Annotated in this window: 20 protein-coding genes; 7 read left to right on the top strand and 13 right to left on the bottom strand. The window is 42.9% G+C overall.

Going from position 1 to position 23024, the window contains the following annotated elements; all coding sequences use genetic code 11:
- Positions 1-11 precede the first annotated feature (11 nt).
- From Q4549_RS14820 to Q4549_RS14800, 5 genes are all read right to left on the bottom strand, one after another.
- Complete coding sequence (locus Q4549_RS14820) at positions 12-1010, bottom strand: hypothetical protein (protein ID WP_303552938.1); 999 nt, start codon at positions 1008-1010, stop codon at positions 12-14.
- 115 nt (positions 1011-1125) lie between these two features.
- Positions 1126-1935, bottom strand: coding sequence for a glycoside hydrolase family 11 protein (locus tag Q4549_RS14815; protein WP_303552939.1), 810 nt, complete (start codon positions 1933-1935; stop codon positions 1126-1128).
- Between the two features lie 752 nt (positions 1936-2687).
- The gene (locus Q4549_RS14810; protein WP_303552940.1) at positions 2688-3188 is read right to left on the bottom strand and encodes a hypothetical protein; all 501 of its coding nucleotides are present in this window, start codon (positions 3186-3188) and stop codon (positions 2688-2690) included.
- A gap of 51 nt (positions 3189-3239) precedes the next feature.
- Positions 3240-3458: a helix-turn-helix transcriptional regulator gene (locus tag Q4549_RS14805; protein WP_137671444.1), complete on the bottom strand. Its 219-nt coding sequence runs from the start codon at positions 3456-3458 to the stop codon at positions 3240-3242.
- 12 nt (positions 3459-3470) lie between these two features.
- Positions 3471-4148, bottom strand: a complete 678-nt coding sequence (locus Q4549_RS14800) for a DUF2975 domain-containing protein (RefSeq protein ID WP_303552941.1) — start codon at positions 4146-4148, stop codon at positions 3471-3473.
- A 229-nt stretch (positions 4149-4377) separates the two neighbouring features.
- On the opposite strand from Q4549_RS14800, the gene Q4549_RS14795 reads away from it, so the two are divergent.
- A complete protein-coding gene (locus Q4549_RS14795) occupies positions 4378-5010 on the top strand; it encodes an HD domain-containing protein (protein WP_303552942.1) in 633 nt (210 codons plus the stop codon).
- A gap of 94 nt (positions 5011-5104) precedes the next feature.
- Here Q4549_RS14795 and Q4549_RS14790 read toward each other — a convergent pair whose 3' ends face one another.
- The 4 genes from Q4549_RS14790 to Q4549_RS14775 all read right to left on the bottom strand — a co-directional run bounded on the left by Q4549_RS14790 (position 5105) and on the right by Q4549_RS14775 (position 9806).
- The gene (locus Q4549_RS14790; protein WP_303552943.1) at positions 5105-5959 is read right to left on the bottom strand and encodes a hypothetical protein; all 855 of its coding nucleotides are present in this window, start codon (positions 5957-5959) and stop codon (positions 5105-5107) included.
- A gap of 81 nt (positions 5960-6040) precedes the next feature.
- Positions 6041-6973, bottom strand: coding sequence for a LysR family transcriptional regulator (locus tag Q4549_RS14785; RefSeq protein WP_303514199.1), 933 nt, complete (start codon positions 6971-6973; stop codon positions 6041-6043).
- A gap of 211 nt (positions 6974-7184) precedes the next feature.
- Positions 7185-9266 carry a polyphosphate kinase 1 gene (ppk1, locus tag Q4549_RS14780; protein ID WP_137671439.1) on the bottom strand — a complete coding sequence of 694 codons (2082 nt, stop codon included), beginning with the start codon at positions 9264-9266 and terminating at the stop codon, positions 7185-7187.
- 36 nt (positions 9267-9302) lie between these two features.
- Positions 9303-9806: a glycine cleavage system protein R gene (locus Q4549_RS14775; RefSeq protein ID WP_303514203.1), complete on the bottom strand. Its 504-nt coding sequence runs from the start codon at positions 9804-9806 to the stop codon at positions 9303-9305.
- 322 nt (positions 9807-10128) lie between these two features.
- On the opposite strand from Q4549_RS14775, the gene Q4549_RS14770 reads away from it, so the two are divergent.
- The 6 genes from Q4549_RS14770 (at position 10129) to Q4549_RS14745 (ending at position 18894) form a co-directional block, all read left to right on the top strand.
- Positions 10129-12339, top strand: coding sequence for an ABC transporter permease subunit (locus Q4549_RS14770; RefSeq protein ID WP_161985059.1), 2211 nt, complete (start codon positions 10129-10131; stop codon positions 12337-12339).
- Between the two features lie 21 nt (positions 12340-12360).
- Positions 12361-14016 carry a phosphate ABC transporter permease PstA gene (gene pstA, locus Q4549_RS14765; protein WP_303552944.1) on the top strand — a complete coding sequence of 552 codons (1656 nt, stop codon included), beginning with the start codon at positions 12361-12363 and terminating at the stop codon, positions 14014-14016.
- A gap of 27 nt (positions 14017-14043) precedes the next feature.
- Positions 14044-14862: a phosphate ABC transporter ATP-binding protein PstB gene (gene pstB / locus Q4549_RS14760; protein WP_137671436.1), complete on the top strand. Its 819-nt coding sequence runs from the start codon at positions 14044-14046 to the stop codon at positions 14860-14862.
- 24 nt (positions 14863-14886) lie between these two features.
- On the top strand, positions 14887-15591 hold the full coding sequence (gene phoU, locus Q4549_RS14755) for a phosphate signaling complex protein PhoU (RefSeq protein ID WP_137671435.1): 705 nt from the start codon (positions 14887-14889) through the stop codon (positions 15589-15591).
- Between the two features lie 940 nt (positions 15592-16531).
- On the top strand, positions 16532-17842 hold the full coding sequence (gene aceA / locus Q4549_RS14750; protein WP_303514213.1) for an isocitrate lyase: 1311 nt from the start codon (positions 16532-16534) through the stop codon (positions 17840-17842).
- A 221-nt stretch (positions 17843-18063) separates the two neighbouring features.
- Entirely contained in the window at positions 18064-18894 is an 831-nt protein-coding gene (locus Q4549_RS14745; protein ID WP_303552945.1) for a hypothetical protein, read from the top strand.
- A gap of 38 nt (positions 18895-18932) precedes the next feature.
- On the opposite strand, the gene Q4549_RS14740 is transcribed toward Q4549_RS14745, so the two are convergent.
- The 4 genes from Q4549_RS14740 to Q4549_RS14725 all read right to left on the bottom strand — a co-directional run bounded on the left by Q4549_RS14740 (position 18933) and on the right by Q4549_RS14725 (position 22917).
- The gene (locus tag Q4549_RS14740; RefSeq protein ID WP_303552946.1) at positions 18933-19532 is read right to left on the bottom strand and encodes an ACP phosphodiesterase; all 600 of its coding nucleotides are present in this window, start codon (positions 19530-19532) and stop codon (positions 18933-18935) included.
- A gap of 52 nt (positions 19533-19584) precedes the next feature.
- Positions 19585-20424 (bottom strand): S9 family peptidase, encoded by an 840-nt coding sequence (locus Q4549_RS14735; RefSeq protein WP_303552947.1) that lies wholly within the window; start codon positions 20422-20424, stop codon positions 19585-19587.
- Positions 20425-20890: 466 nt separating this feature from the next.
- Positions 20891-21340: a CBS domain-containing protein gene (locus Q4549_RS14730; protein WP_303552948.1), complete on the bottom strand. Its 450-nt coding sequence runs from the start codon at positions 21338-21340 to the stop codon at positions 20891-20893.
- Positions 21341-21615: 275 nt separating this feature from the next.
- Positions 21616-22917: an anti-phage deoxyguanosine triphosphatase gene (locus Q4549_RS14725; RefSeq protein WP_303552949.1), complete on the bottom strand. Its 1302-nt coding sequence runs from the start codon at positions 22915-22917 to the stop codon at positions 21616-21618.
- Positions 22918-23024: the final 107 nt, after the last annotated feature.

Here is a 23024-nt window from a genome sequence, read left to right as displayed (position 1 = left end):
GAGTGCTTGGCTTAATGGTTTTGCAGTTGAGAGTATTCTTGCTGGCTAAGCGCAAAGTTGTTTAATAAGGTGTATTGCGCTTCGCCGCTTAGGGGATTTTTTTGATTAAATGCAATATCGAGTAGCAGGATTTTCAAAGGCTCTGCTGCAGGAATACTACCACTGTTAATGCTGTCAAATACGGCTTCTTTCAGCATGTTTGAGTCACCCTCTAGCATGTTACTGGCAATTTTACTTCGTTGTTCACTAGCACTAAAGCGCATCAGCTGTGAGAGTAGCATTTCGGCCTCATCCCCTTCAGTTTCAAACACCTTACTTTCAAGCTCGCGGGTAAGTATGTCCCGGTCAGCCTGGCTGAGTTGATAAGGTTTAATTAAGTTAAGTGCTTCAACACTGCGGTAATTATCAGAGTGATTCATCACCGCCATATCTACCAAGCTATTAACTAAATGCTCCGATTGAATATCTGTTGAGGTACTGGCCAATATCGCAATGAATTTTTGTTGAGTTTGCGGATCAGCTTGCATCGCATATTGTTCAGCCAATTCAAATAAGGCGGCATCGCTTTGCGGGGTCGATGCGCCTTTAATAGCTGATATCAGCAGGTTGAATTCAGGGTCTTCAATACTTAGGTTCTCAAGTTGACTAATCGTGTCATTTAAACTGTTGGGGTCGTTGCGTAGCGAGTGTTTAAGTGCATCAAAGCGCTGGGCTGACTTATTCTCTGTTTGCTCTTGATGACTCTTTTCAAGCGCTTGTTTATTGGTAGGTGTAGCAACAATAGGATTGTTGGTATGGCCTGTTTGCATATTTAAGGAGATGCCATTATTCGATGGATGAAGAGTGCTGCTTGTATCGTGTCTGGAATTTGTCGTTTGTTGTGCTGAGACACTTTGCATGGTGCCAGTTTGATGGCGACTATCGACACCTGTTGGATGATAAACAACTGCAACCAGGTAGCCAGCAATAAAGCATGCACCAAAAGACAGTGCCAAACGTAGGGTTTTCATTGTGTTCTCCAAACAGGCCAAGCTGCAGCGCTTACTTAATCGCCAGCATCTTACAGTCATTCAAATGGAAGAGACTAAGCTGGAATAAGCTACTTAGTCTCTGCACAAATGAGCTTTAGCGTAACCAAAGCGATAAATCTACCGCGCCTTTGTGATTAAGGTTAGCATCGCCAAAAACCTCAATGGCTAGGATCTGGTAGCCATTGGCGATTCCGTTGGTTTTAAAGCCTAAATCTGAGTTGTCCCAGCGGTTTGCATGTGGGCCAAAATCCAGTTCTTGGTTACTTCCTGTGGAAGTAGGGGAGCGACGAACACTCCAATATTGTTTGAATTGTCGGTTATCACCGTTGCCACAATATTGAGCGCCGTTACGGTCAACTAAATATACGTCGTAGGTGGCTCCGTTGGCATTCACGGTGCCTTTACTTTCCGCAGGTGCTCCTTCATTTTCGTCCCAAGGCACAAACTTACCTGGGCCCTTCCAGCTGTCTACTACATAGTACTCTTGGGAGTTACTGCCGCTGCAAGACCAACCATAAAGTGCGACTAAGGCTTTTTGAATATTTGAGTTGCTGGTGAGCTCGCCAACGTTGTAACCAATTTTTCTGTAACGTGCACCATTTTCCCAACCTAGGCCGCCAATGGCGTCTTCGCCCCAAGATTTGGCCATGTTCCATTCGGCTCGATAATGGCGTCCCGCATCATTATAAAAACCGATTTTCACATCACAGCTTTTAATGTTGTTTTGGCTAAGTTCAAACCACGAATAAAAGTGGCCTCGATAGGTGCCTGAGCCGTAACCATTATCAGAGTCCGCTGCGGGGTCACAAATTGTTTTACCAATACTGGCTGCTAAGGCTGTAGTCGGGGTGAGTGAAAGTAATGAGCCAAATGCTAATGATAAGGCTAGAAGTGGAGTTTTCATTTGGGTGTTCCTATTCCGTTTAGGTTACCAACGAACTAGTCAGAGAATGCGTTTCGTAAGACCATACAACTCGTTAAATGCTATGTTTAATTATTTGAATTTGTGTACGTTTTTTGTACGGGTATAGTATTGGCTTGGTAAGATTTCTAGGTCAAACCCAAAAATTAAAAGACAAGGGCGCATCATACTAAGCGATGAAATTTTGCCGTTTACAAAAAAACGAAATTGACTAGTGATAAAAAATGAACGAAATAATCTATTGTTTTATCGTACTATTTAATCGCAGAGGGGGGAATGATCCAGCCTGTAAGCCAGCTAGCTACAGCAAGGTAGCAACAAAGTATGCCTTACCATGAGCTTTACCGACCAAGACTAAAGCAACAAGCTTGATAGGCAGGGGCAAGTTTGCCCCATTTACTCCCTTAATAGTTAGCTGCTGCTTTCATGAACATTTGAAGCGCCGCATCTTTCTATTATTAGCGGGTTTATTGTTGTAACAGCTGCAATAAGAAATGTTGCTTCCTTATTGCCTTAGGCCTCCACTTCTTTTGTCAGAGTAAAACTCATAACGCTGCGACTCATTGTTAAGACTGAAAATGATATTCGTGAATTAGAGACTGCTGTAACCAGCATAGGAGGTCTAGAAACTAAACCTTAAAGCGAAGGAGTGTTACACAAAAGATTAAGTATTTAGTGAGTAAAAAAGGGTGCGCCATAGCGCACCAAAAAAGAAAGTGATATTCGGAATAAAATTAGTTAATTGAGGCTAAAATAGCATCAAGCTTGGCGTACTTCTCAAAGATTTTTTGTTCCTCCGCTTCATTATAAGTATTACTCAATAAGGCTATTTCACTATGCTGAATGTCTCGCCATAGCTTCAAGGCTTGTAACTGTTCTTCGCTGGTTAAACTTTCCAGTACATTCACTTTAACAAGGTCGGTTTTTGTCTCGTAGAACAGTTGGTCTAGGCGCTGATAAAGAACGCTGAAGCTGATTTCAGCTTTCACATTATCATCCAGTTCGCTGCTATCTAGTTGGTACTCTAACGCTAGCATCTGCTCACGCCAGTCTAGCGCTTGAGATTGTTTGTCTAGCGGTAAACGTGAGATAGAAGCGTCGTAATCAACCACTATAAAGGGGTCATTAAATGGCTCGAAGTCTTTGATGGCCTCGGCTTGCGCGCCACCGAGGTATAGCGCTAAAGCGAGCAATGGCGCGAGTAACCTCAAGTTTTGTTTAAGTCGGTATTTCATGCTAAATTCCTTAATGACTTAGTATTTCATGCTTATGTCAAACCAGCCGGTTTAGGGTGCATCCTGATCCGGTTGGTACTCTAGCAAATCACCAGGCTGGCATTCTAAAACCTGACAAATCGCATTTAGGGTTGAAAAGCGGATCGCTTTGGCGCGGCCAGTTTTCAAAATAGATAAATTCTGTATTGATATTCCTACTGCTTCAGACAGTTCATTTAAGCGCATTTTTCGTTTAGCTAGCATCACATCTAAGTTGATTACTATTGTCATGAACCGCTCCCACTAAATAGTTGCATCTACATCAGCTTGAATTTGCACGCCCAAGTGCATTACGTGAGCAATTACAATCATAAACAAGCCGGCTAATAACAGTGGAAAGTCGAGAGAGATATATTCCATGCTTGCCCACTCATGAGGCGGCGGAACCGGGCCAAATAAGTCTTCCATTGGCGGGGGAGCAAAGGGCGGATTCAATTCAATATCAAAGGGAATCATGATGTGTTCGATAAGGTAATTAGCCACACTGTTCACGATAAATAAGGCGACTAAAGTCCAGCCGATGCAACGAAAATGGTTAGTGGTTTCCAAGGTGAATACTTTACCTAAACTGTAAGCCTTAAATAACCGGTCTATTTCCCATACCAGTGAAGCCATCAATAATGAGGTGATAAAGAAAATTGCCACCGAGCTCACTCTCATTGAGATAGGTAAAGGCTCTGGAGGAAAAAACGCTTCGGGTGGTAATAATGAAAGCTCGTCAATGGGGAACTCGGGAGGGCCAAACAACATATCTAAAATAGTGTAAAAGCTATATACCCAAGGGCTGTTTTTCATTGGTTCTATATCTAAACCTAGCTCACTAGGAAAACCAACCATACAAACTAATATTAGTGCAACTAAGCTCCATAAGAAGATCCGCATTCTTTTACCTACGGCACTAATAGCCTCAATGGACTGCATTGTCTATGTTCTCCCTACTAGACGAACCTCTACGATAAACAATGTTTATTTATCGTTTATCATTAAATAATGAATGATAAAATTCTCAAAGTAAACACTTATAAGAGAGGTTTCTTAGATAAACTTAAGCTTTGCTGATAGCGAGCTTTGCTTTTGACAGGCTGGTCTCATTTGGTTAGCGTTAGCACTTCTTACACCCTTCGGTAGCCCCATCTAAATGAACTCAAATATGACCCATCAATTAGAAGCGAAATGCCTTACCTTTTTACAGCAACAAGTCTGTGCTGATGCTGCCCATAAACTTGATCATATTATGCGAGTTGTTGGCTTAGCGACGTTGTTTTGTCAACAAGAAGGCGCAAAGTTAGCGGTGGTTTTACCCGCGGCCTACTTGCATGACTGTGTGACGCTAGCTAAAAACCATCCGCAGCGTGCTAATGCCTCAATGCTTGCTGCAGATAAAGCAGTAGCGTTCTTGACTGATATAGATTATCCCGCCGATTATTTGGCCGACATTCATCATGCCATTGTGGCGCATAGTTATAGCGGGCAAGTTAAGCCGCAAACCTTGGAAGCGAAAATTGTTCAAGATGCCGATCGCTTAGATGCTTTAGGTGCTATTGGTATTAGTCGCTGTATTCAGGTGGGTAGTGGATTAGGAAGAGATTTGTATCACGCCAATGATCCCTTGTGTGAGCAACGTACTCCCAATGACACGCTCTATACCATCGATCATTTTTTTACTAAGTTATTGTTAATTCAGGATACGGTGCATACCGACGCCGCTAAGAAAGAGGCCAAAATACGCAGTCAGTTTATGCGGAGTTTTTTAACTCAGCTAAAAAGTGAGTTATCGTTTTAGTTCAGCCATTCACTTTGATGTTGAGGTACTTAGACTGTTGTTTAAATACGTGGAGTACTAACCATCCTTGGTCAGTGCTATTATTAATGTGTATTTAGAAACGGAAATCGAAACCTATCGTTCCAATTGTTTCCTCAGACTTTACACTGCCTTTGTTACTAATCGGGTTGTAGTAAGCACTCTCTACTTCAAGCACGTCGTACTTCACTTCTAAGTAGATGTTTAAGATGTTATCACCTAGATGAGTACGGATACCTTGTAACCACATTAGGTTTACCACATTCATTTCTACGCCATCAAAAGACTTACCCATATTGGCATTAAGCACTGTGTAGTGGGTATTGTTCCAAGGCTGTAATACGTAGAGGTTAAGTGAGCTCATATGAGAGTTGTCTGAGCCTAAAAATTTTGCAACGTTGGTTCCGTTTGCGCCGCCAAAGTCTGCAATGCCTTTGCATAAACCATTTTCTAGGTCACCATAATTGCGGCAATTAGAATCAATGCTGTTACCAATACCATCTACATCCCAGTCAACATAGGTGTAGTTGATAGATGGGAAGAACATTGTACCTTCGGCAGTTTTTAGCGGCAGCATGTAACCAGCGGTATACATGTTAGTAAGATCGGTCACGCGATATAGATCGGTATACACGCCACCAAAGCGCGCATCAAAGTGAGCAAGACGAAAGCGGAAGTTGTCACTTTCGGTGTAGTACTCACCTAATAAAGTGGTTTGGGTTGTTTCTGTTCCGCTACCACCGCCAGCAGCGAGTTTAATTTGGCCGTTATGGTCGGCAGCGATGCCTCCACGCCAATTGCTGTTACGAGGATCGGCATCGTGAAACTCTTCATCAGCAGTTGGTGCTGCTACTTCTTCAGCGAAGCTTAAGGGTGAGAACAGTGCGGTTAAAATCGCTGATGCGATTAGCGTGTTGTTTAGGTTTGTCATAGTAACTACTGGGTTAGCTGTTTGAGTGGCGGCATCTTACAAACAAGCTGTTTTTTGTAAAATACCCAGTAGTGACTTTAACTAATTCGATTTCTGACTTGAGCTAGATATAGAGTTTATTATCGATATAATCCATTCGTTTAGTGGATTGTCTTTATTTTGCTGGCGTAGGCAAACTACAATATCTGAGACTCCTTCGGCAAAATCTTCTAGACTTTGCGGCAACGAAACACTGACCAAGCTGGTTTTTTCTGGCAGCATTGAGCGACTTGCCGCCAATATCCCTTCGCTTTGCTCACACGCATTCATCGCTAACAGAAAGTTATCGGTTTTTAGGCTGATTTGCGGCTCCACTTTTAGGTTATTAACTAGCATGTCGAAGTGAGCACGTAAGTCGTTCCAGTTACTGGCATTCCAAATAATTAAAGGCCAATGGAAAATACTGTCTAACGTCTCTGGAGGAGAAGTGGCTAAAGGGTGCTGCGGATTGACGAGCAAGATAAACTCATCTTTAGCGATGACTTTTTGACTGATTGATTTAGGTAAAAAGCGGTTAAAAAAGTTCACACCTAAGCAAGCTCTACCTTGCAGCAACTTCTCTGTACTTGACTCACCCCATTCCTCTAAGCACCAAGTAACATTGGGAGCGGCGTCTGACAGCGCCTTGTATAAACGAGAACCATAAACAGACATGAGAGGGCGATTTAAAATAATCACTCGCTCACCTTCTAGTTGCGAAGGGTCAATTTGTTTATCGTTCTGTAAGGCCTGCTGCGCAGCATGTAATAGCCCAGGGATATGCTCTACAATTTTTTCTAAATAGCTGGTGGGCGCTAAACGGTTGCCTGAACGTATGAGCAGGCGATCATTTAAAATCTCTCGCGCTTTGGCTAAATGGCGAACCACTTTTGATTGAGAGAGTTGTAAACGTTCAGCTGTTTTATAGGTGTTTTGGGTTTGATGTAAATCAAGCAGTACTTTTAGTGTGCCTAACTCTATTTCATCGAGCCGCATTCTTAATATCTTTTATTATTTGGTGTTTGTGTCTGTATTGTAATTCAATGTTGAAATTTAATATTGATTTGGTCGGTATTTATGCGAGATTATAGTTAAGGCTGAGCACTGCGTGGAGGGTTAAGAAAGAGTATTAACATGGATGTGTCGGTAACAAAAAAGCCGACGTTAAGATGTGTCGGCTTAATGTTGGCGCTTCGCTTAATTTATATTACTCATCACTTGTTATTACTCGGCGTGGCTTAGATTCAATGGCTTTTAGGTAATCATGGGTCCAAATTTGCGAGCGAATTTTACGGCGATTACCGCGGCTTACATACAAGTTTTGTTGTTTGCCATCTAATACTCGCGCCTTGGTGGTATCAGCAAACTGTAGCTCTAGTAAGTCGATAACCCGCTGTTTTAATTCTTCATCATAAATCGGTACACCCACTTCAACTCGCTCTTCAATGTTTCGAGTCATCCAGTCGAACGAGGCAATGTAGACTTGATCTTCTCCACTGTGGTGGAAATGAAATACTCGAGGGTGTTCTAAGAAGCGGTCAACAATACTAATAATACGGATATTGTCGCTCACTCCCTCTAAACCTGGCACTAACGAACACATGCCGCGGATCACCATGCGAATTTTTACCCCAGCTTTGCTTGCTGCATACAAACGGGTCACTAAGCCTTTATCAACTAAGTTGTTTACTTTAATAGTAATGGCTGCAGGGTGGCCTAAGTTGGCTTGGTTTATCTCGTAATCAATTAAGCTGAACAAGCGGCGACGAGTATCGTTAGGCGAAACAATTAAGTGCTGGAACTTAAAGCGTCGATAAGGCTGCTGAATAAAACGAAATACGTTTTCTACTTCTTGGCCAATCTCTTGGTTTTTAGTAAACAGTGCAAAATCGGTGTAAATTTTGGCGGTTTTTTCATGGAAGTTACCAGTACCAATATGGCTATAAAATACCCGTTGGTCGCCTTCTTTACGTGTAACAAGCAACAACTTAGAGTGCACTTTTAGCGAGGGCACGCCAAAGACTACTTTTACACCAGCATCGGTGAGCATTTGTGCCCAGCCAATGTTTGCACCTTCATCAAAACGTGCGCGTAATTCAATCACTACGGTGACGCGTTTGCCATTATTGGCGGCGTCAATTAACGAGTTCATTAGGTGAGATTTTTTGGCCACCCGATAAATGTTGATTTTGATGCTGCTGACTTTAGGGTCAAACGAGGCTTGGCGAACAAACTCCGAGATATAACGGAATTTGTGGTAAGGGTAATACAGCAAAATATCACGCGCGCTGATAGCGTCAAATACGGTATCAAAGCTATCAAAGTCTCGGCAATTTAATGCCGGAATTTTGTTGTTTTCTAGGTACTTCCTGCCCACGTTTGGAAAGCCAATGAAGTCTTTAAAGTTATGATAACGACTGCCGCTTACACTGTGGTCTAGTTTTGAGATGTGCAGCATTTTACTCAAGCGTTTGATCATACTGTTGGGCATTTCTCTGTCGTAAACAAAACGCACCGGTTCTGCTGTTAAACGCTGTTTAATGCCTCCAGACATTTTCTCTAATAAACCTTGGTCTACCTCATCGGTGAGATCGTAGTCCGCATCGCGGGTCATTTTAATTGAGTATGCCGATATGGTGTCGTATTCGTAAAATCCACGCAGTAAATCATCCAAACAAAAACGGATAATATTATCTAAGATAATCATTGTTTTGCGGGTTTTAGAACCATCTGGCGGCAATACTACAAAACGCGGCAGAGTATCGGTGGGGATCTCAATCAACAAGTGACTTTCTTTATCCCCTTTTTTAACTTCAACCGCTAAGTAGGTGTACTCATCTTTTAAGAAGCGAACCAAGTCTGTACGTTTGGTAATAACAATTGGTGTGATGTGACGAAGCACTTTGTCTTTAAAGTATTTACGCACCCAGTTTTGATGATTATCACTTAACTGATCTTCATTAATCAGGAAGATATTACGGCGCGCTAAAGTGAGAATAATTTCCCGGTAGGTCTCATCAAAGTCTTGCTGTAGTTCGGCAAGCTTGGCTTGCACGTCACTAAGTAACTTGATCGAGCCGTCGTCTTTCTGTTTTAACTCATTTAAGATGATTCTGCGTTTTAGTGCTGCCACGCGTACTTTATAAAACTCATCTTGGTTATTAGAAAAAATCCCTAAAAAGCGCACTCGCTCGATGATAGGCACGGAGTGATCTTGGGCTTCTTGCAAAACACGTTGGTTAAACGAAAGCCAACTTAACTCTTTCTCAATATAAAGACTGTCGCTCATTGGTCACCTATATAAAATACTGCTTAAGTTACTCATCTAGTCTTGGTCAAAATCTACCATCAAATCATCAGCTAGTGATTCCAAAGAATCTTGAATATTGCCTAGTTGCTCTTCATTAGCGCAAGGTACTAATAGATGCGCGGTAAAGATAAGGCCGCCCCAGTTAGGCGCGCTGGCAACAAGGGTGTTTATTTCAGTGATGCTAACACCTAGTGCATTTAGCGCTTGAGTGACTTCTTTAACAATGCCTACACGATCGTTGGCTGTCACGGTAATAGCCACTTGAGCTTGCTCTGCATCGCCACTTTTATCGCCTTCTGCGATGTTAACCAATAAGCCATCTTGATCTTGTAAGGCATGGCTTAGGCTAGCTAAGTGCTGTTCGTCTACCTCTATATGCAGAATGCCGGCAAACTGCCCGGCAAGCTCGGTTAAACTGCTGGCTAGCCAATTGCCTTTGTGTTGCACTACTAAAGAAGATAATTGGTCTACAATACCTGGGCGGTCTTTACCAATTACGCTGACTACGAGTTGTTTCATCTTGTTGCTCCTTAGTAGGGTAGGTTATCGCGCTAAGTGCAGAAAACTAAGCGTAATTCCCGAGGGATTAAAGTATGCATAGCTTTTATTGATTTAGGAAGATGTAAGCTCGCGCACTTGAAGAAAAATCATCCACCTACGCAATATAATTTCACTGTAATATTAGCTACATACAAATGTAACACTGGCTTGCTAATGATAGAACAGTAAGCCCCTTAAAGCCCTCAAAATTGTGACATTTTTTTTAGTATTTCACTCTGTAACAATACTGTCATAAAACTGCCATATACTTTCGCCAGATCTATTAAATTGTGAGGGATATATGACGCAGTCAGTGTCATTTAATAGTAGTGCTCAGCGGCAAATTAAGGACCGACTAACCCGCTACAGCGTAAGTGCTGGCGGAATTGTGGTTCTTTTGGCGTTGATCTTAATTTTCTTCTATTTATTGTACGTGGTAGCACCTATTTTTTATGGTGCTAGTTTAGAAAAGTCAAAAACCATTCCGCTAAACGATAGTCATACTACCGTGGCCATTGGTGTTGAAGAACAAAACGAAATTGCCTATCGCTTTAACAGTGATGGCCGCTTACGTTTCTTCAACCTAACCGATACGCCGCGTGAGTTTACAGATTATCAAGTTGACGCAGAAATAACTGCGGCAGACCGCACAGTGCCAAACCAAGGTTTAGTGGCCTACGGTACTCGTGAAGGTACAGCTTACGTGGTTGCGCCTAAGTTTGGCGTTAGCTACCCCAACGACAAACGCTTAATTACGCCGAGCTTAGACTACCCAATGGGTGAGCAAGCATTGAGCATTGATGCCCAAGGGCAGCCTATTGTTCAGTTGGCGTTTGAACGCGAAGAAGAGTCTGCAGTAGTAGCCGCCATTACCGAAGATGGCCGTGGCATGTTGGTACGTTTAGAAGCCGAAGAAGACATGTTTAGCGAGTCTTTAGAATGGTTGCCTGAACTCGCTGAAATTCCGAGTCTGCCAAAAAGTGTTGATCAAATGTTGGTCACACCTGACTTGCGTCGTTTGTATATTCGCAGCGGTAACCAACTAGCAAACTACAACATTTCAAACATTGATGATGTGCGTTTAAACTCGGTTGATTTCATCAACAGTAAAGACGCTAATGTTACAGACCTTGCCTTACTCACTGGCGCTAGCTCGCTGATCGTTGCAAACGATAACGGCAGTATTACTCAGTGGTTTGATGTGGCTAAAGATGGCGTACGTAAACTCACTCAAATTCGCGAATTTAACGCTGGCACTAAAATTAATGAGATTGGTGTTGAGTATTTCCGCAAAGGGTTTGCAGTAAGTGGCGAAGATGGGTCTATTACCCTATTTCACACTACTGGCGGTGGGCGTTTAGTGCGCGAGATGACCGACTCTAAAGCCTTTGGTTTAGCCTTCTCACCACGTGCCAGCGGCCTATTAACAGAATCTGAGAAGGGCCTAGAATTTTACCACGTAGATAATGAGCACCCAGAAGTAACTTGGCGCGCATTGTGGAGCAAAATTTGGTACGAAGGTTACCCAGAACCGCAATATGTTTGGCAATCAACCTCGGCCAGTGATGACTTTGAGCCTAAATTGAGCTTAGTGCCGATTTCCTTCGGTACCATTAAAGCTGCTTTTTATGCGATGTTATTTGCTGCACCCATTGCCTTAGCGGGTGCTATTTACACCGCTTACTTTATGTCTGCGCCGCTACGTAAAGTGGTTAAGCCTACCGTTGAAATTATGGAAGCTTTACCTACGGTAATCTTGGGCTTCTTAGCCGGCTTATGGTTAGCCCCTCTTATTGAAGATAACTTACCCGGTGTTATCGCCATTATGGTGTTACTGCCGGTCGGCTTCCTAGCAACTGCTTTTGCTTGGTCAAAAATGCCGAAGAAAGTGCGTCAACTATTACCAGACGGTTGGGACGCCATCGTGCTTATCCCAGTAGTACTGTTTATTGGTTGGGGCTGTATTCAAATTAGCCCAGCGCTTGAGCAATGGATGTTTGACGGCGATGCACGTTTGTACCTGACCAACGAGTTAGGGATTAGTTTCGACCAACGTAACTCAATGGTGGTGGGTTTAGCCATGGGGTTTGCGGTTATTCCTACTATTTTCTCAATTGCCGAAGATGCGATTTTCTCGGTGCCTAAGCACTTGAGCAATGGCTCGTTAGCGTTAGGTGCTACGCCTTGGCAAACCTTGACTAAGGTGGTCATTCTTACCGCCAGCCCAGGTATTTTCTCGGCCGTAATGATGGGCCTAGGTCGCGCAGTTGGCGAGACCATGATTGTACTGATGGCTACAGGTAATACTCCGGTAATGGATTGGAGTATCTTCCAGGGCATGCGTACTTTGTCGGCTAACATCGCGGTAGAAATGCCAGAGTCTGAAGTGGGAAGCTCACATTACCGAGTGCTGTTCTTAGCGGCCTTTGTATTGTTTGTATTTACCTTCGCATTTAACACCATTGCTGAATTTGTGCGCCAACGTCTGCGCGACAAATACAGCTCGCTGTAATAGGGATATGGGAACTAACCGATGAATAAGTGGTTTAAATCAGGTAACCCGTGGATTTGGATGACAGCCGGTGCGGTAAGCATAAGCTTAGTAGCAGTAATTGGATTACTGCTACTGATTGCCGCACGAGGTTTAGTTTACTTCTGGCCAAGCCCAGTGCTTGAAATGGAAGTTCATCAGTTTGGCAAAAACCAAACGGTTATTGGTGAACTGTACGAAACAGAGTTAGTGCCAATTGAGCGCTTACAAGCCTCTGGTGCTAACTTAGAAGGCTTAGACGGTGATTTTGTAGAACGTTTTCTAATAAAAACCGGTAACCGCGAATATGTTGATCTAGATTTTCGCTGGCTAACTGAAAACGAAATCTTGTCGAAAACACGCCCAGAAAATATTGCGGTGGTAGAGCGTAGAACCAACGGTAACTTTTATGGTTACGTTGAAGGTATTGTTAAAGGCGGCGAAACAATTGACGCTTCTTTAGATACTGACCACGCAACATTGTATGAGCTGTTAGAGCGTTCAAACGACATTATTGAACAAGCTGACTCGTTGCAGCGCAGCGATATTGGTAGCATTAACTATAGCCTAGAGCGTTTACGCCTTAAACAGCGTAAATACGAAATGGCTGAAGAGTTAACTGCTGAGCGCCTAGCGGGTATTGAGGCCGAAGAAGAACAGCTTCATCAAGATTACTTGGTATTAGAGAAACAGTTGTTCGCTTACCGAGACGATGCGCGTCGTGACCAACTTGTTATTCGCGATATGCGTGGCGAGTTGGTGACCATTCCAATGGACAACGTATTGGATGTGTTCTTCCCTAACGAGATGAACTGGTTTGATAAAGTAGGCCATTGGGTACATCAAGCAACCAAGTTTATTGTATCTGAACCGCGTGAAGCGAATACCGAGGGCGGGGTATTCCCAGCCATCTTTGGTACGGTATTCATGGTAATGCTGATGGCGGTTATTGTTACGCCTTTAGGTGTGGTTGCCGCTATTTACTTGCACGAATATGCAGGTAATAACAGCTTGACTCGCTTGATTCGTATCGCGGTGATTAACTTAGCGGGTGTGCCATCTATTGTATACGGCGTATTTGGCTTAGGTTTCTTTGTGTACATGCTAGGTGGCAGTATTGATTCCTTGTTCTATCAAGAGTCTTTACCTACACCTACCTTTGGCTCGCCAGGGGTTATTTGGGCAGCCTTAACCTTAGCAATTCTTACCTTACCGGTGGTTATTGTCTCCACTGAAGAAGGCTTGTCGCGTATCCCAAGTGCGGTTCGTCAAGGTTCGTTAGCGTTAGGTGCGACCAAAGCAGAAACCTTGTGGCGTATCGTTATTCCTATGGCTAGCCCAGCCATTATGACGGGATTAATTTTAGCGGTAGCTCGTGCAGCAGGTGAAGTAGCACCATTAATGTTAGTGGGTGTGGTGAAGCTAGCGCCAACCTTACCTTTAGATGGTAACTTCCCGTTTATTCACCTTGAGCGTAAGTTCATGCACTTAGGATTCCACATTTATGATGTAGGTTTCCAAAGCCCGAATGTAGAAGCGGCACGCCCTCTGGTATATGCCACTGCATTTTTATTGGTAACGGTTATTATTGGCTTGAACTTGGCAGCCATTCAAATCCGTAACCGTTTACGTGAAAAGTTTAAAACGTTAGACCAATAAGCTAACGGCAAATTTGTAGGAAAAAAAATGATTTCTTTGAATACAGAAAATAGTCGAGATACTAAATTAGATTTGGCTAACTTAACGGCAGAACAAACCGCTTTGGAAGTAAAGAATCTCGATCTTTACTACGGTAGTAAACAAGCCTTGTTCGACGTATCGATGAAGATCCCTAAAGGGCAGGTTACCGCATTTATTGGCCCGTCGGGTTGTGGTAAATCTACCTTGTTGCGTTGTATTAACCGCATGAACGACTTGGTTGATATTTGTAAAATTAGCGGCGAAATTATGCTGCATGGCCAAAACATCTATGACAAAAGCGTAGATGTTGCGGCGCTGCGTCGTAATGTGGGCATGGTATTCCAGCGCCCAAACCCATTCCCTAAATCAATTTACGAGAATGTAGTTTACGGTTTGCGCCTGCAAGGTATAAAAGACCGCCGAGTATTAGATGAAGCAGTAGAGCGCTCACTACGTGGCGCAGCACTTTGGGAAGAAGTAAAAGATCGTTTGCACGAGAATGCCTTTGGTTTATCAGGTGGTCAGCAACAACGTTTAGTTATTGCCCGCGCCATTGCTATTGAGCCAGAAGTGCTATTATTGGATGAACCTACATCGGCTCTCGACCCAATTTCAACATTGACGATTGAAGAACTGATTAACGACCTCAAGAGTCGTTACACCGTGGTGATTGTGACTCACAATATGCAACAAGCGGCGCGTGTATCCGACCAAACAGCCTTTATGTATATGGGCGACATGGTGGAATACGCTGATACCAATACCTTGTTTACCACACCGGCGAAGAAACAAACCGAAGATTACATTACAGGCCGCTACGGTTAACCATACCGTGGCTGAGGAAGAGATATGGATAAGTTAAATATGAATAAACACATATCTGGTCAGTTTAATGCTGAACTGGATCATGTGCGTAATCAGATTATGGCGATGGGTGGATTAGTTGAACAACAACTAAAAGACGCACTTAGTTTGTTAAGCCGACCCGATGCTGAATTGGTGAATAAAGTTATCACCACCGATAGCAAAGTTAACTCTTTTGAAGTGGCAATTGATGAAGAGTGTACGCGCATTATTGCGAAGCGCCAGCCAGCAGCAAGTGACTTACGTATAGTCATGGCCATTATTAAAACCATTGCAGATTTAGAACGTATTGGTGATGCTGCAGAAAGCATTGCCCGTATGGTTGAGCGCAATATGGACAAACCTTTTAAAGCATCGTTAACCAGTTTGGAGCATTTAGGCCAACATACGGCAAAAATGCTGCATGACGTGTTAGATGGGTTTGCACGTATGGATGTAGAAACTGCGTGGCAAGTACACCAAGAAGATAAGAAAGTAGATAAAGAATACGAACGTTTGATTCGTGAGTTAATGACTTACATGATGGAAGATCCACGTTCTATTCCCCAGGTACTAGATGCTTTAGCTGCTGCGAGAGCGATCGAGCGTGTTGGCGACCGCTGCCAAAACATTGCTGAGTACATTATCTACTTCGTAAGAGGTAAGGATATTCGCCATTTAGCCGGTGATGAAGTAGAAAAACTGCTGTAGTTAATCGGTATTACTCAGTTAAAAGCCGGCATATTGTCGGCTTTTTTATTTTTCCGAATATTTTTTTCAAAAAAAATTTGTTTTTCTGGTCTGAACAGTCAGAGATTAGAGTTTTGTTTTATAACGACTCTCTTTCAGCTTCGGTCGAGTCAACGATTAATCTCTCAGTGAAAACTGCAAGATAAAATTTAAACTACTGTTTTAATTTTTCCTTAAGCTACTATTTTTAATCGATAATATCGCCTTCTCTTGTTTCTTTTCATTCATTTCAAACAACCTTTACGTTTACGTAAAGGTTAGTTGTCTTTCCCGCTAGTCATTACGATAACGTTATTAGGTTATTTAGTTACGTAATTAACTTCCTTTTTTAGACTTTTGTAGTAACGAAGATGTTGCTGAAATGTTGCCCGTTTAGAGTTATTACTTTAAATAAAGCTTTGCTTTTGTTTTTCACGATGATATAAAAAACAGGGTCTTGAGGTGGTTTTGAAACGGTTGTTTTAAATTTATCTGCTATTGAGACTTTAGTTTTAGTGTTTAACATTGAGGCTGTTGCTTATCGTAACCTGAGTTACAACTACGTGATTATTACATTTTGGGTCGTGATTTACGGGTGATTCATATGACATATAAGCAATAGGTAAACACTGAACGCATTAGCCGACCATGTTAAACAGGCTGAGGCCTATTTAACCCAGCTAGAGTGAGGCAGTAGCCACAGCCAATAGCAATAATAATGCTGACCATGGCGCCTCACACATTGGCTCAGTACTTTTAGATAAAACCAGAAAAAGGTAAAAGTACTGAGTTAAATTTTCCAAGCCCTGTTGGCTTGGTGTGCACTAAAACAACCCGCAGTTATGGCGGGTATAGAAAGAACTACGTGAATATGCGGTACAAGTAAATTGTATCTAGGAATAGGGTCTAAGAGGGATTGAACATGACATTAACAAGAGAACAGCAAATTCAAGCATTAGAAAAAGACTGGGCAGAGAATCCTCGCTGGAAGGGGGTTAAGCGCCCTTATAGCGCGGAAGAAGTTGTTAAATTGCGCGGTTCATTCATTCCAGAAAATACAGTGGCGCGTCGCGGCGCAGAAAAATTATGGTCTCTCGTCAATGGCCAAGCCAAAAAAGGCTATGTTAACTGTTTGGGTGCGCTAACGGGTGGCCAAGCAGTTCAGCAAGCTAAAGCGGGCATTGAAGCCATTTACCTATCTGGTTGGCAGGTTGCTGCCGATAACAATTCTGCATCAAGCATGTACCCAGACCAATCCTTGTATCCGGTCGATTCTGTGCCAAAAGTGGTTGAGCGCATTAATAACTCTTTCCAACGCGCTGACCAAATTCAGTGGGCAAACGGCCTATCGCCAGCAAACGGTGGCTTAGATTATTTCTTGCCGATTGTGGCGGACGCTGAAGCAGGTTTTGGCGGCGTACTAAATGCCTTTGAACTGATGAAAAATATGATCAAAGCAGGTGCGGCAGGTGTTCATTTTGAAGACCAATTAGCGTCAGTGAAAAAATGTGGTCACATGGGCGGTAAAGTATTGGTTCCAACCCAAGAAGCGGTTCAGAAGCTAGTCGCTGCACGATTTGCTGCTGATGTAGCAGGTGTACCAACACTGGTTATTGCCCGTACCGACGCAAATGCGGCCGACTTATTGACTTCAGACGTTGACCCTTATGACGCTGAATTTGTGCAAGGTGAACGCACAGCAGAAGGCTTCTACAAAGTAAACGCGGGTATCGATCAAGCGATTAGTCGTGGCTTAGCTTATGCCGAATACGCAGATTTGATTTGGTGTGAAACAGCTACGCCGTGTTTAGAAGAAGCACGTAAATTTGCCGAAGCTATTCATGCTAAACACCCTGACCAACTGTTGGCTTACAACTGTTCTCCATCATTCAACTGGCGCAAGAATTTGGATGATGAAACTATTGCGAAGTTCCAACAAGAGCTTAGCGACATGGGCTATAAATACCAGTTCATTACTTTAGCCGGTATTCATAACATGTGGTACAACATGTTCGACTTAGCGCATAACTACGCGCAGGGTGAAGGCATGAAGCACTACGTAAATATGGTGCAAGAGAAAGAATTCCAGGCTGCAGATCGTGGTTACACCTTTGTAGCGCATCAACAAGAAGTGGGTACTGGTTACTTTGACCAAGTGACTAATGTTATTCAAGGTGGCCAATCATCTGTTACCGCTTTAACAGGTTCTACAGAAGAAGAGCAATTTAGCTAAACGCTTAGGTCCCTAAGTTAAAATAATAATAACAAGCTAAATAACACACTTTTTTGAGCAGCCCAAGGGTTGCTCTTTTTCTTTTATTAATTTATCTGTCATAACCATTAATGTTTATGCTTTTATTTTAGATGTTTGATATTTATTGTTTCATTCTAATATGGCTTACGTTATAACCCGACCGTGAATTTATTTTAACGAAATTTATAGAGGGATCTATTTTGAAGTACAAGTTATTGGTATCGGGAATTTCATGTATCGCCTTATTATTGAGTGGTTGTGGTGGAGGTAGTGACGGTGGTAGTGCTGGCGGTGATTCGCCTTCTACGCCATTAATTACTCCTGAACCTTTGAAAGATATTAATATTTTACTCGAGGGAAGCGAGGTTTACCCAGGTTTACGTTTATTGGTTGGAAGCGCTGATGGGTTTTCCGATCATGAGTATACAATGAACCAACGTTACAGTGATTCTGGTATCACAGTTGAAACGGGCAGCACTGTAGAGGTTGAAGGGGAGCTGATTGAGTCGTTAGCTATTTCTACAACTGCATCTGAATCAGAAGCTTACCTAAAGCTAGTTGCAAACAAATCTATGGATTTGAGTGAGTTTGAATCATCAGGTGCCTTTGTGTTACTGATGAAAGTTGGATTAGCAACTTACGTGGATAACACGGTAGATTGGAACGACATTGTTGGCCAGTTCAACCTATTTTCAATGCAAACTAATTTGGGAACAAGCGATGGCGAAGGTAATGTGATTGACTATGTTAATCGCGCCAATATGTTTTTTCACCAAACTAAAATGCAAGAGATACAAGCCAATGGTGGATGGAATGCGGTACTAATTCCTGTATCTTGTTTGGTTAATAATACTGATGCTCGAGGTGATTTTGATATTGCCCAGGTAGATGAGATTCTTCGATTAGATATGCGTAATGGTGCAACTGATTACGAGTTAGCTTCAGTTGCGTTAATTAAAGATGCTGAATTGGGCTCTGACCCACAGAGTTTATGCCATTTCTCATACGCTCCCATCGACTCTTTGCTTTAATTATTTAGATTTGATTAAAGAGAGGGCTCACCCTCTTTTTAATGACTTGAACTTTCTAGATTATATTCGTGTACAAATTTAATCACCCTTTTTAACACCAGTGGGTAAAGCTCAGAAAAGGCCTGATCTATGGTTTGGCTATGTTTATCTATGTCATCTAACATCAATTCAAGCTTAGTTGGGCGACGGAGTCGACGACTTATTGCTTTTAAAGTTCCTGTTATTTGCTGATGGTCATTGTAGTGGGTAAGCCAATCGTATTCGCGCATATGCGTGGCAGTAACCAGCGCGCGTTCTTTGAGCGGGTAATTGTGCAGCTGTTGGTAGCAATGCGTAATAAAATCATCTCTCGAGCCAGAGTGATAGTGAGGCCAATGTTGGCTTAACAAATAATCAAAATATACATCTAAGGCGATGCCTGCATAGCGGCGCATTGTTGGATGAAAGCAGAGATTAAGCTTTAGTTGAGCAACCTGTTGATCGGTAAAGCTGTCTATATGCCGATGCAATAATATCCCTAGTTGTTCAGGCTCAGGATAATATTGCCACTGGTTACCTTTCACAAAGTCGCCAAGTAATGCCCCGGGTATAGAGGTATTGGTGTATTGGGCGATATGGAAATGCGCAAGGTAATTCATTCAATAAGCATATATCAGTGTAACGCCCTAAGGCAGTAAAATAGCAGGTAAATTACTTTAGCATGCCTGTTTGCTTCAAGAACTGATTGAATCCATAGAGCCATAAATCACCATAGTTATAAAACACTTCATGGCCATTGATGCCGTCACCTAATTGATAGAACTGAAATTCTATTTGAGGGGAATGTTCAGTAAATGCGTTTACGTAACTTTGTATGGTGCTGTCAGAGTAATAGGCGTCGTTACGTCCGTAGATAAACAAATGTGGCAGCGGGTTATTTTGTGCTGCTTGTGCGAACAAACCAAGGTTGCTGGCACTCTCGGCGTTTATTTGGCATTGCTCACCCATCCAGCCACCAGAAAAATTAACCACACCTTTAAACAATGAGGGGTGTTTGGCGGCGTACATCACCGACAGTAATCCACCACGAGAATTACCACTGATTAAGATTTTGTCTTGGTCGACCCAAGTTTGCTGTTTTATAAAAGCGAAAGTGGCGTCTAAACTTTGTTGCGCATAACGCAGGCCAGCCTCCACGCTGTTTACGCTGCAATTGTAAGATTCTTTATACTCGCCTTCAGAGTTACCGCGACCACGGCGCATAGGCACTAACAACGCGATATTGTGCTTAGTAAGGTAAGCGCCTAAACTCCAAGGTTTAATGCTTACGCCCTTAGCAATAATGCCAGGACCGGTAGACCCATGATTAAACACGACTAAGGGAAACGGGCCTTCGCCAATAGGTTTGTAAAGAGTTGCCTCAAGCCTTATCTCGCTGTCCCACAATAGCCCTGGATCCGTCATTGGGATCCATAGGGTTTCGCCGTTATCCTCGGCGATGCAGCAACTGCTTAAAAGAACTAATCCCCACGTGAGTATTCGAGCGTGCATTTTTATTATCCGTAACAGTGGCTATTAACCGAGCTTAAGTGGTCAGAACATATTGCTATCTATAAGCATTGTCATACCGAGCAAAGCAAAGTAAGGAACGGAAAATACTAGCATTTCTGGGGGGTATTGTTTATCTGTTAACGATTAATTGGCGTACGGGGTAGTGACGCAGACAAAAAAAATCCAGCGCTAGGCTGGACTAAAAAAACATAAGGAATGACTAATACGTGCTACAGCTAAAGCGCAAAATAGCAGGGGCGATTAGCGGCCCCATAAATCGACAAATTCAGTATCGGCTGAATACAGCGCCATAGGATGAAAGCGCCAAACAATTTATGGTGCAATCCTATCGTGACGCAGCTCACAAAACAACCTCTATTTGTAATTTTTTTACTAAAATTTAATTTATGTTCGTGTATTAGTTAGCGGTGTGTCACTAAAATTTGTAATATTGTTGTAATATTACCTAAGTGTCTGAGTGTAAAGGCTCTTGTTCTGCTAACATTTCTAACAAAGAAATTGCCACACCAACAAAATCAGTATCGGTAATAATTCCTATCAGCTTTTTACCGTCTACCACGGGTAAGCATCCAATTCGGTAACGCTCTATATGCCTTGCTGCTTCACCTACACCAGCCTCTGGATCTACAGTATGTAACTTGGTCACCATAATATGGCAAAGCATAATTTGTTGTTCGTGAGCGGTGCGCTGTTCTTTGCTTGTGTTACTAAGTGAAGACTCTTGTGCCGCTAACAGCGTACGTTCGCTCACTAGGCCAATGAGGTTTTGCTGATTATCGACGATGGGAATGTGGCGGATCTTATGTTCATTGCACAGGCTAATCGCTTGCTCTAGCGTAGTTTGCTCTGAGGCGGTATGGGGGTTAGTTGTCATGATGTCTGCAATTTTAATCATAACGATACCTCTTGTTGTTTATCTCTCTTAAATCTAGTGGTTTAGGGGGAAAGCGACTTGATAAAAATCAACGAATTTAACGCTTTTTTAGGCGCTGGTTAAGACTTGTCGTATCGCTAGAAAAAGTGCTAAAAATACAATTGAATACTTTGCAAAATGGGTAATGTTCTGCTGCAAAATACGTCAAAAACTTAGCTGTGTTTGAGGTTTACACCCTTAGTGAGGTAGTACGCTAAGGGTGGTTTTAATGGTGGGTTAACAAGCTGGCTCACGATTTAAAATAAGGTTTGGAACAGTCGGTTGGCGTAATCATCAGTCATACCGGCTATGTAGTCGGCAATAACACGCGCTTGGCTATCTCCGTCTTCTCCGGCTTGCTGCCAGCGTCTACGGGTATTAAGGGGTAAGAGGCGCATTGGGTCACTAGCGAATGCTTGGAATAACTCCATTACTACTTGCTGGCCTTTAAAGCGCACCATTTCAATTTCTGGTGTTTGAATAACATAATGCAATACAAAGCGCTTGAGTACTTCTAGCGCTTGCGCCATTGGTGGGTCCATTCTGGCTTGTAAATCCAATAAGGGCTCGCCAAAGCGCTGTTGCTCTTGCAAACTAATAGAAGTGATAAAGGCGTTAACTAAACTTCCTATAGCGTCTTTTTGGTCGTAATGGTGACGGCTAAACAGTTTGACCGATAGAGGGCCTATTTCATCCGCTAACCAGCATTGTTTAATATCGGCGATGGCAGAGGCCACTTGTTCTTGCCAATCATGACGATTCACAATGCCCATTACAATCGCATCTTCTAAATCGTGCACCCCATAAGCAATGTCATCGGCCAATTCCATAATTGAACAGTCTAGAGACTTAAAGCTTGATTTACGGTGTTGTTGCTCACCCATGTCTCTGGAGTGAACAAATTGTTCTCGGTCTTGTTTTGATACGCTGGCTAATACCCAGTCGTATAAATGTTTGTCATCATCGTAAACACCTTTAGCTGGCGCCCAATCTGCAACCTTGAGCTGGCGAAAGCTTTTAGCTACAGGTGGCAAGGGTTGGCGTTGGAGCTGACTGAGCAAACAGGGGTACTTCATTATGCCTAGCAAAGTGCGGCGAGTGAGATTCATCCCGTTATTTTTGGTGTAGGGTTCTAGCTTGGTAAGAATGCGAAAGGTTTGTGCGTTGCCTTCAAAGCCACCATCGTCGCGCATCATATAGTTAAGCGCTACTTCACCTCCATGGCCGAAAGGAGGGTGGCCAATATCATGAGCCAAGCACAAGCTTTCTATTAAGTTTAGCTCTGGAAGACAATGGTTTTGAGCATGCTTAACGGTGTGTAAGTGGCCAACAATGCCGGTGCCAATTTGAGCAACCTCGAGAGAGTGAGTGAGGCGCGTGCGGTAAAAGTCGTTATTACCAATGCTCAGCACCTGAGTTTTATTTTGCAAGCGACGAAAAGCGGCTGAGTGGAGGATGCGGGCGCGATCCCGTTGCCAAGAGTTACGGTGGTCGTTACGACGTTGGCTTTGATCTTCTGCGTAGCGTGCTGTACCGGCTTGTTCACTCAGTGCATTCATTCAAGTGGCTCTTTAAAAAATGATGTTGTTTACAGTACAACACATTTTCTAAAAATAACATGACCTTATGCTAAGGCAAAAAGCAATAAAAAAGGGCGCAGTTAGCG

The sequence above is a fragment of the Agarivorans sp. 2_MG-2023 genome (assembly GCF_030548085.1).
Taxonomy (GTDB): Bacteria; Pseudomonadota; Gammaproteobacteria; order Enterobacterales; family Celerinatantimonadaceae; genus Agarivorans.
This window is presented reverse-complemented; position numbering and strand designations above follow the sequence as displayed.

What these genes read in the sequence shown, in the direction of transcription:
- Q4549_RS14820 (WP_303552938.1), bottom strand. Translation starts at nt 1,010, where the DNA reads ATGAAAACCCTACGTTTGGCACTGTCTTTTGGTGCATGCTTTATTGCT.
- Q4549_RS14815 (WP_303552939.1), bottom strand. Translation starts at nt 1,935, where the DNA reads ATGAAAACTCCACTTCTAGCCTTATCATTAGCATTTGGCTCATTACTT.
- Q4549_RS14810 (WP_303552940.1), bottom strand. Translation starts at nt 3,188, where the DNA reads ATGAAATACCGACTTAAACAAAACTTGAGGTTACTCGCGCCATTGCTC.
- Q4549_RS14805 (WP_137671444.1), bottom strand. Translation starts at nt 3,458, where the DNA reads ATGACAATAGTAATCAACTTAGATGTGATGCTAGCTAAACGAAAAATG.
- Q4549_RS14800 (WP_303552941.1), bottom strand. Translation starts at nt 4,148, where the DNA reads ATGCAGTCCATTGAGGCTATTAGTGCCGTAGGTAAAAGAATGCGGATC.
- Q4549_RS14795 (WP_303552942.1), top strand. Translation starts at nt 4,378, where the DNA reads ATGACCCATCAATTAGAAGCGAAATGCCTTACCTTTTTACAGCAACAA.
- Q4549_RS14790 (WP_303552943.1), bottom strand. Translation starts at nt 5,959, where the DNA reads ATGACAAACCTAAACAACACGCTAATCGCATCAGCGATTTTAACCGCA.
- Q4549_RS14785 (WP_303514199.1), bottom strand. Translation starts at nt 6,973, where the DNA reads ATGCGGCTCGATGAAATAGAGTTAGGCACACTAAAAGTACTGCTTGAT.
- ppk1 (WP_137671439.1), bottom strand. Translation starts at nt 9,266, where the DNA reads ATGAGCGACAGTCTTTATATTGAGAAAGAGTTAAGTTGGCTTTCGTTT.
- Q4549_RS14775 (WP_303514203.1), bottom strand. Translation starts at nt 9,806, where the DNA reads ATGAAACAACTCGTAGTCAGCGTAATTGGTAAAGACCGCCCAGGTATT.
- Q4549_RS14770 (WP_161985059.1), top strand. Translation starts at nt 10,129, where the DNA reads ATGACGCAGTCAGTGTCATTTAATAGTAGTGCTCAGCGGCAAATTAAG.
- pstA (WP_303552944.1), top strand. Translation starts at nt 12,361, where the DNA reads ATGAATAAGTGGTTTAAATCAGGTAACCCGTGGATTTGGATGACAGCC.
- pstB (WP_137671436.1), top strand. Translation starts at nt 14,044, where the DNA reads ATGATTTCTTTGAATACAGAAAATAGTCGAGATACTAAATTAGATTTG.
- phoU (WP_137671435.1), top strand. Translation starts at nt 14,887, where the DNA reads ATGGATAAGTTAAATATGAATAAACACATATCTGGTCAGTTTAATGCT.
- aceA (WP_303514213.1), top strand. Translation starts at nt 16,532, where the DNA reads ATGACATTAACAAGAGAACAGCAAATTCAAGCATTAGAAAAAGACTGG.
- Q4549_RS14740 (WP_303552946.1), bottom strand. Translation starts at nt 19,532, where the DNA reads ATGAATTACCTTGCGCATTTCCATATCGCCCAATACACCAATACCTCT.
- Q4549_RS14735 (WP_303552947.1), bottom strand. Translation starts at nt 20,424, where the DNA reads ATGCACGCTCGAATACTCACGTGGGGATTAGTTCTTTTAAGCAGTTGC.
- Q4549_RS14730 (WP_303552948.1), bottom strand. Translation starts at nt 21,340, where the DNA reads ATGATTAAAATTGCAGACATCATGACAACTAACCCCCATACCGCCTCA.
- Q4549_RS14725 (WP_303552949.1), bottom strand. Translation starts at nt 22,917, where the DNA reads ATGAATGCACTGAGTGAACAAGCCGGTACAGCACGCTACGCAGAAGAT.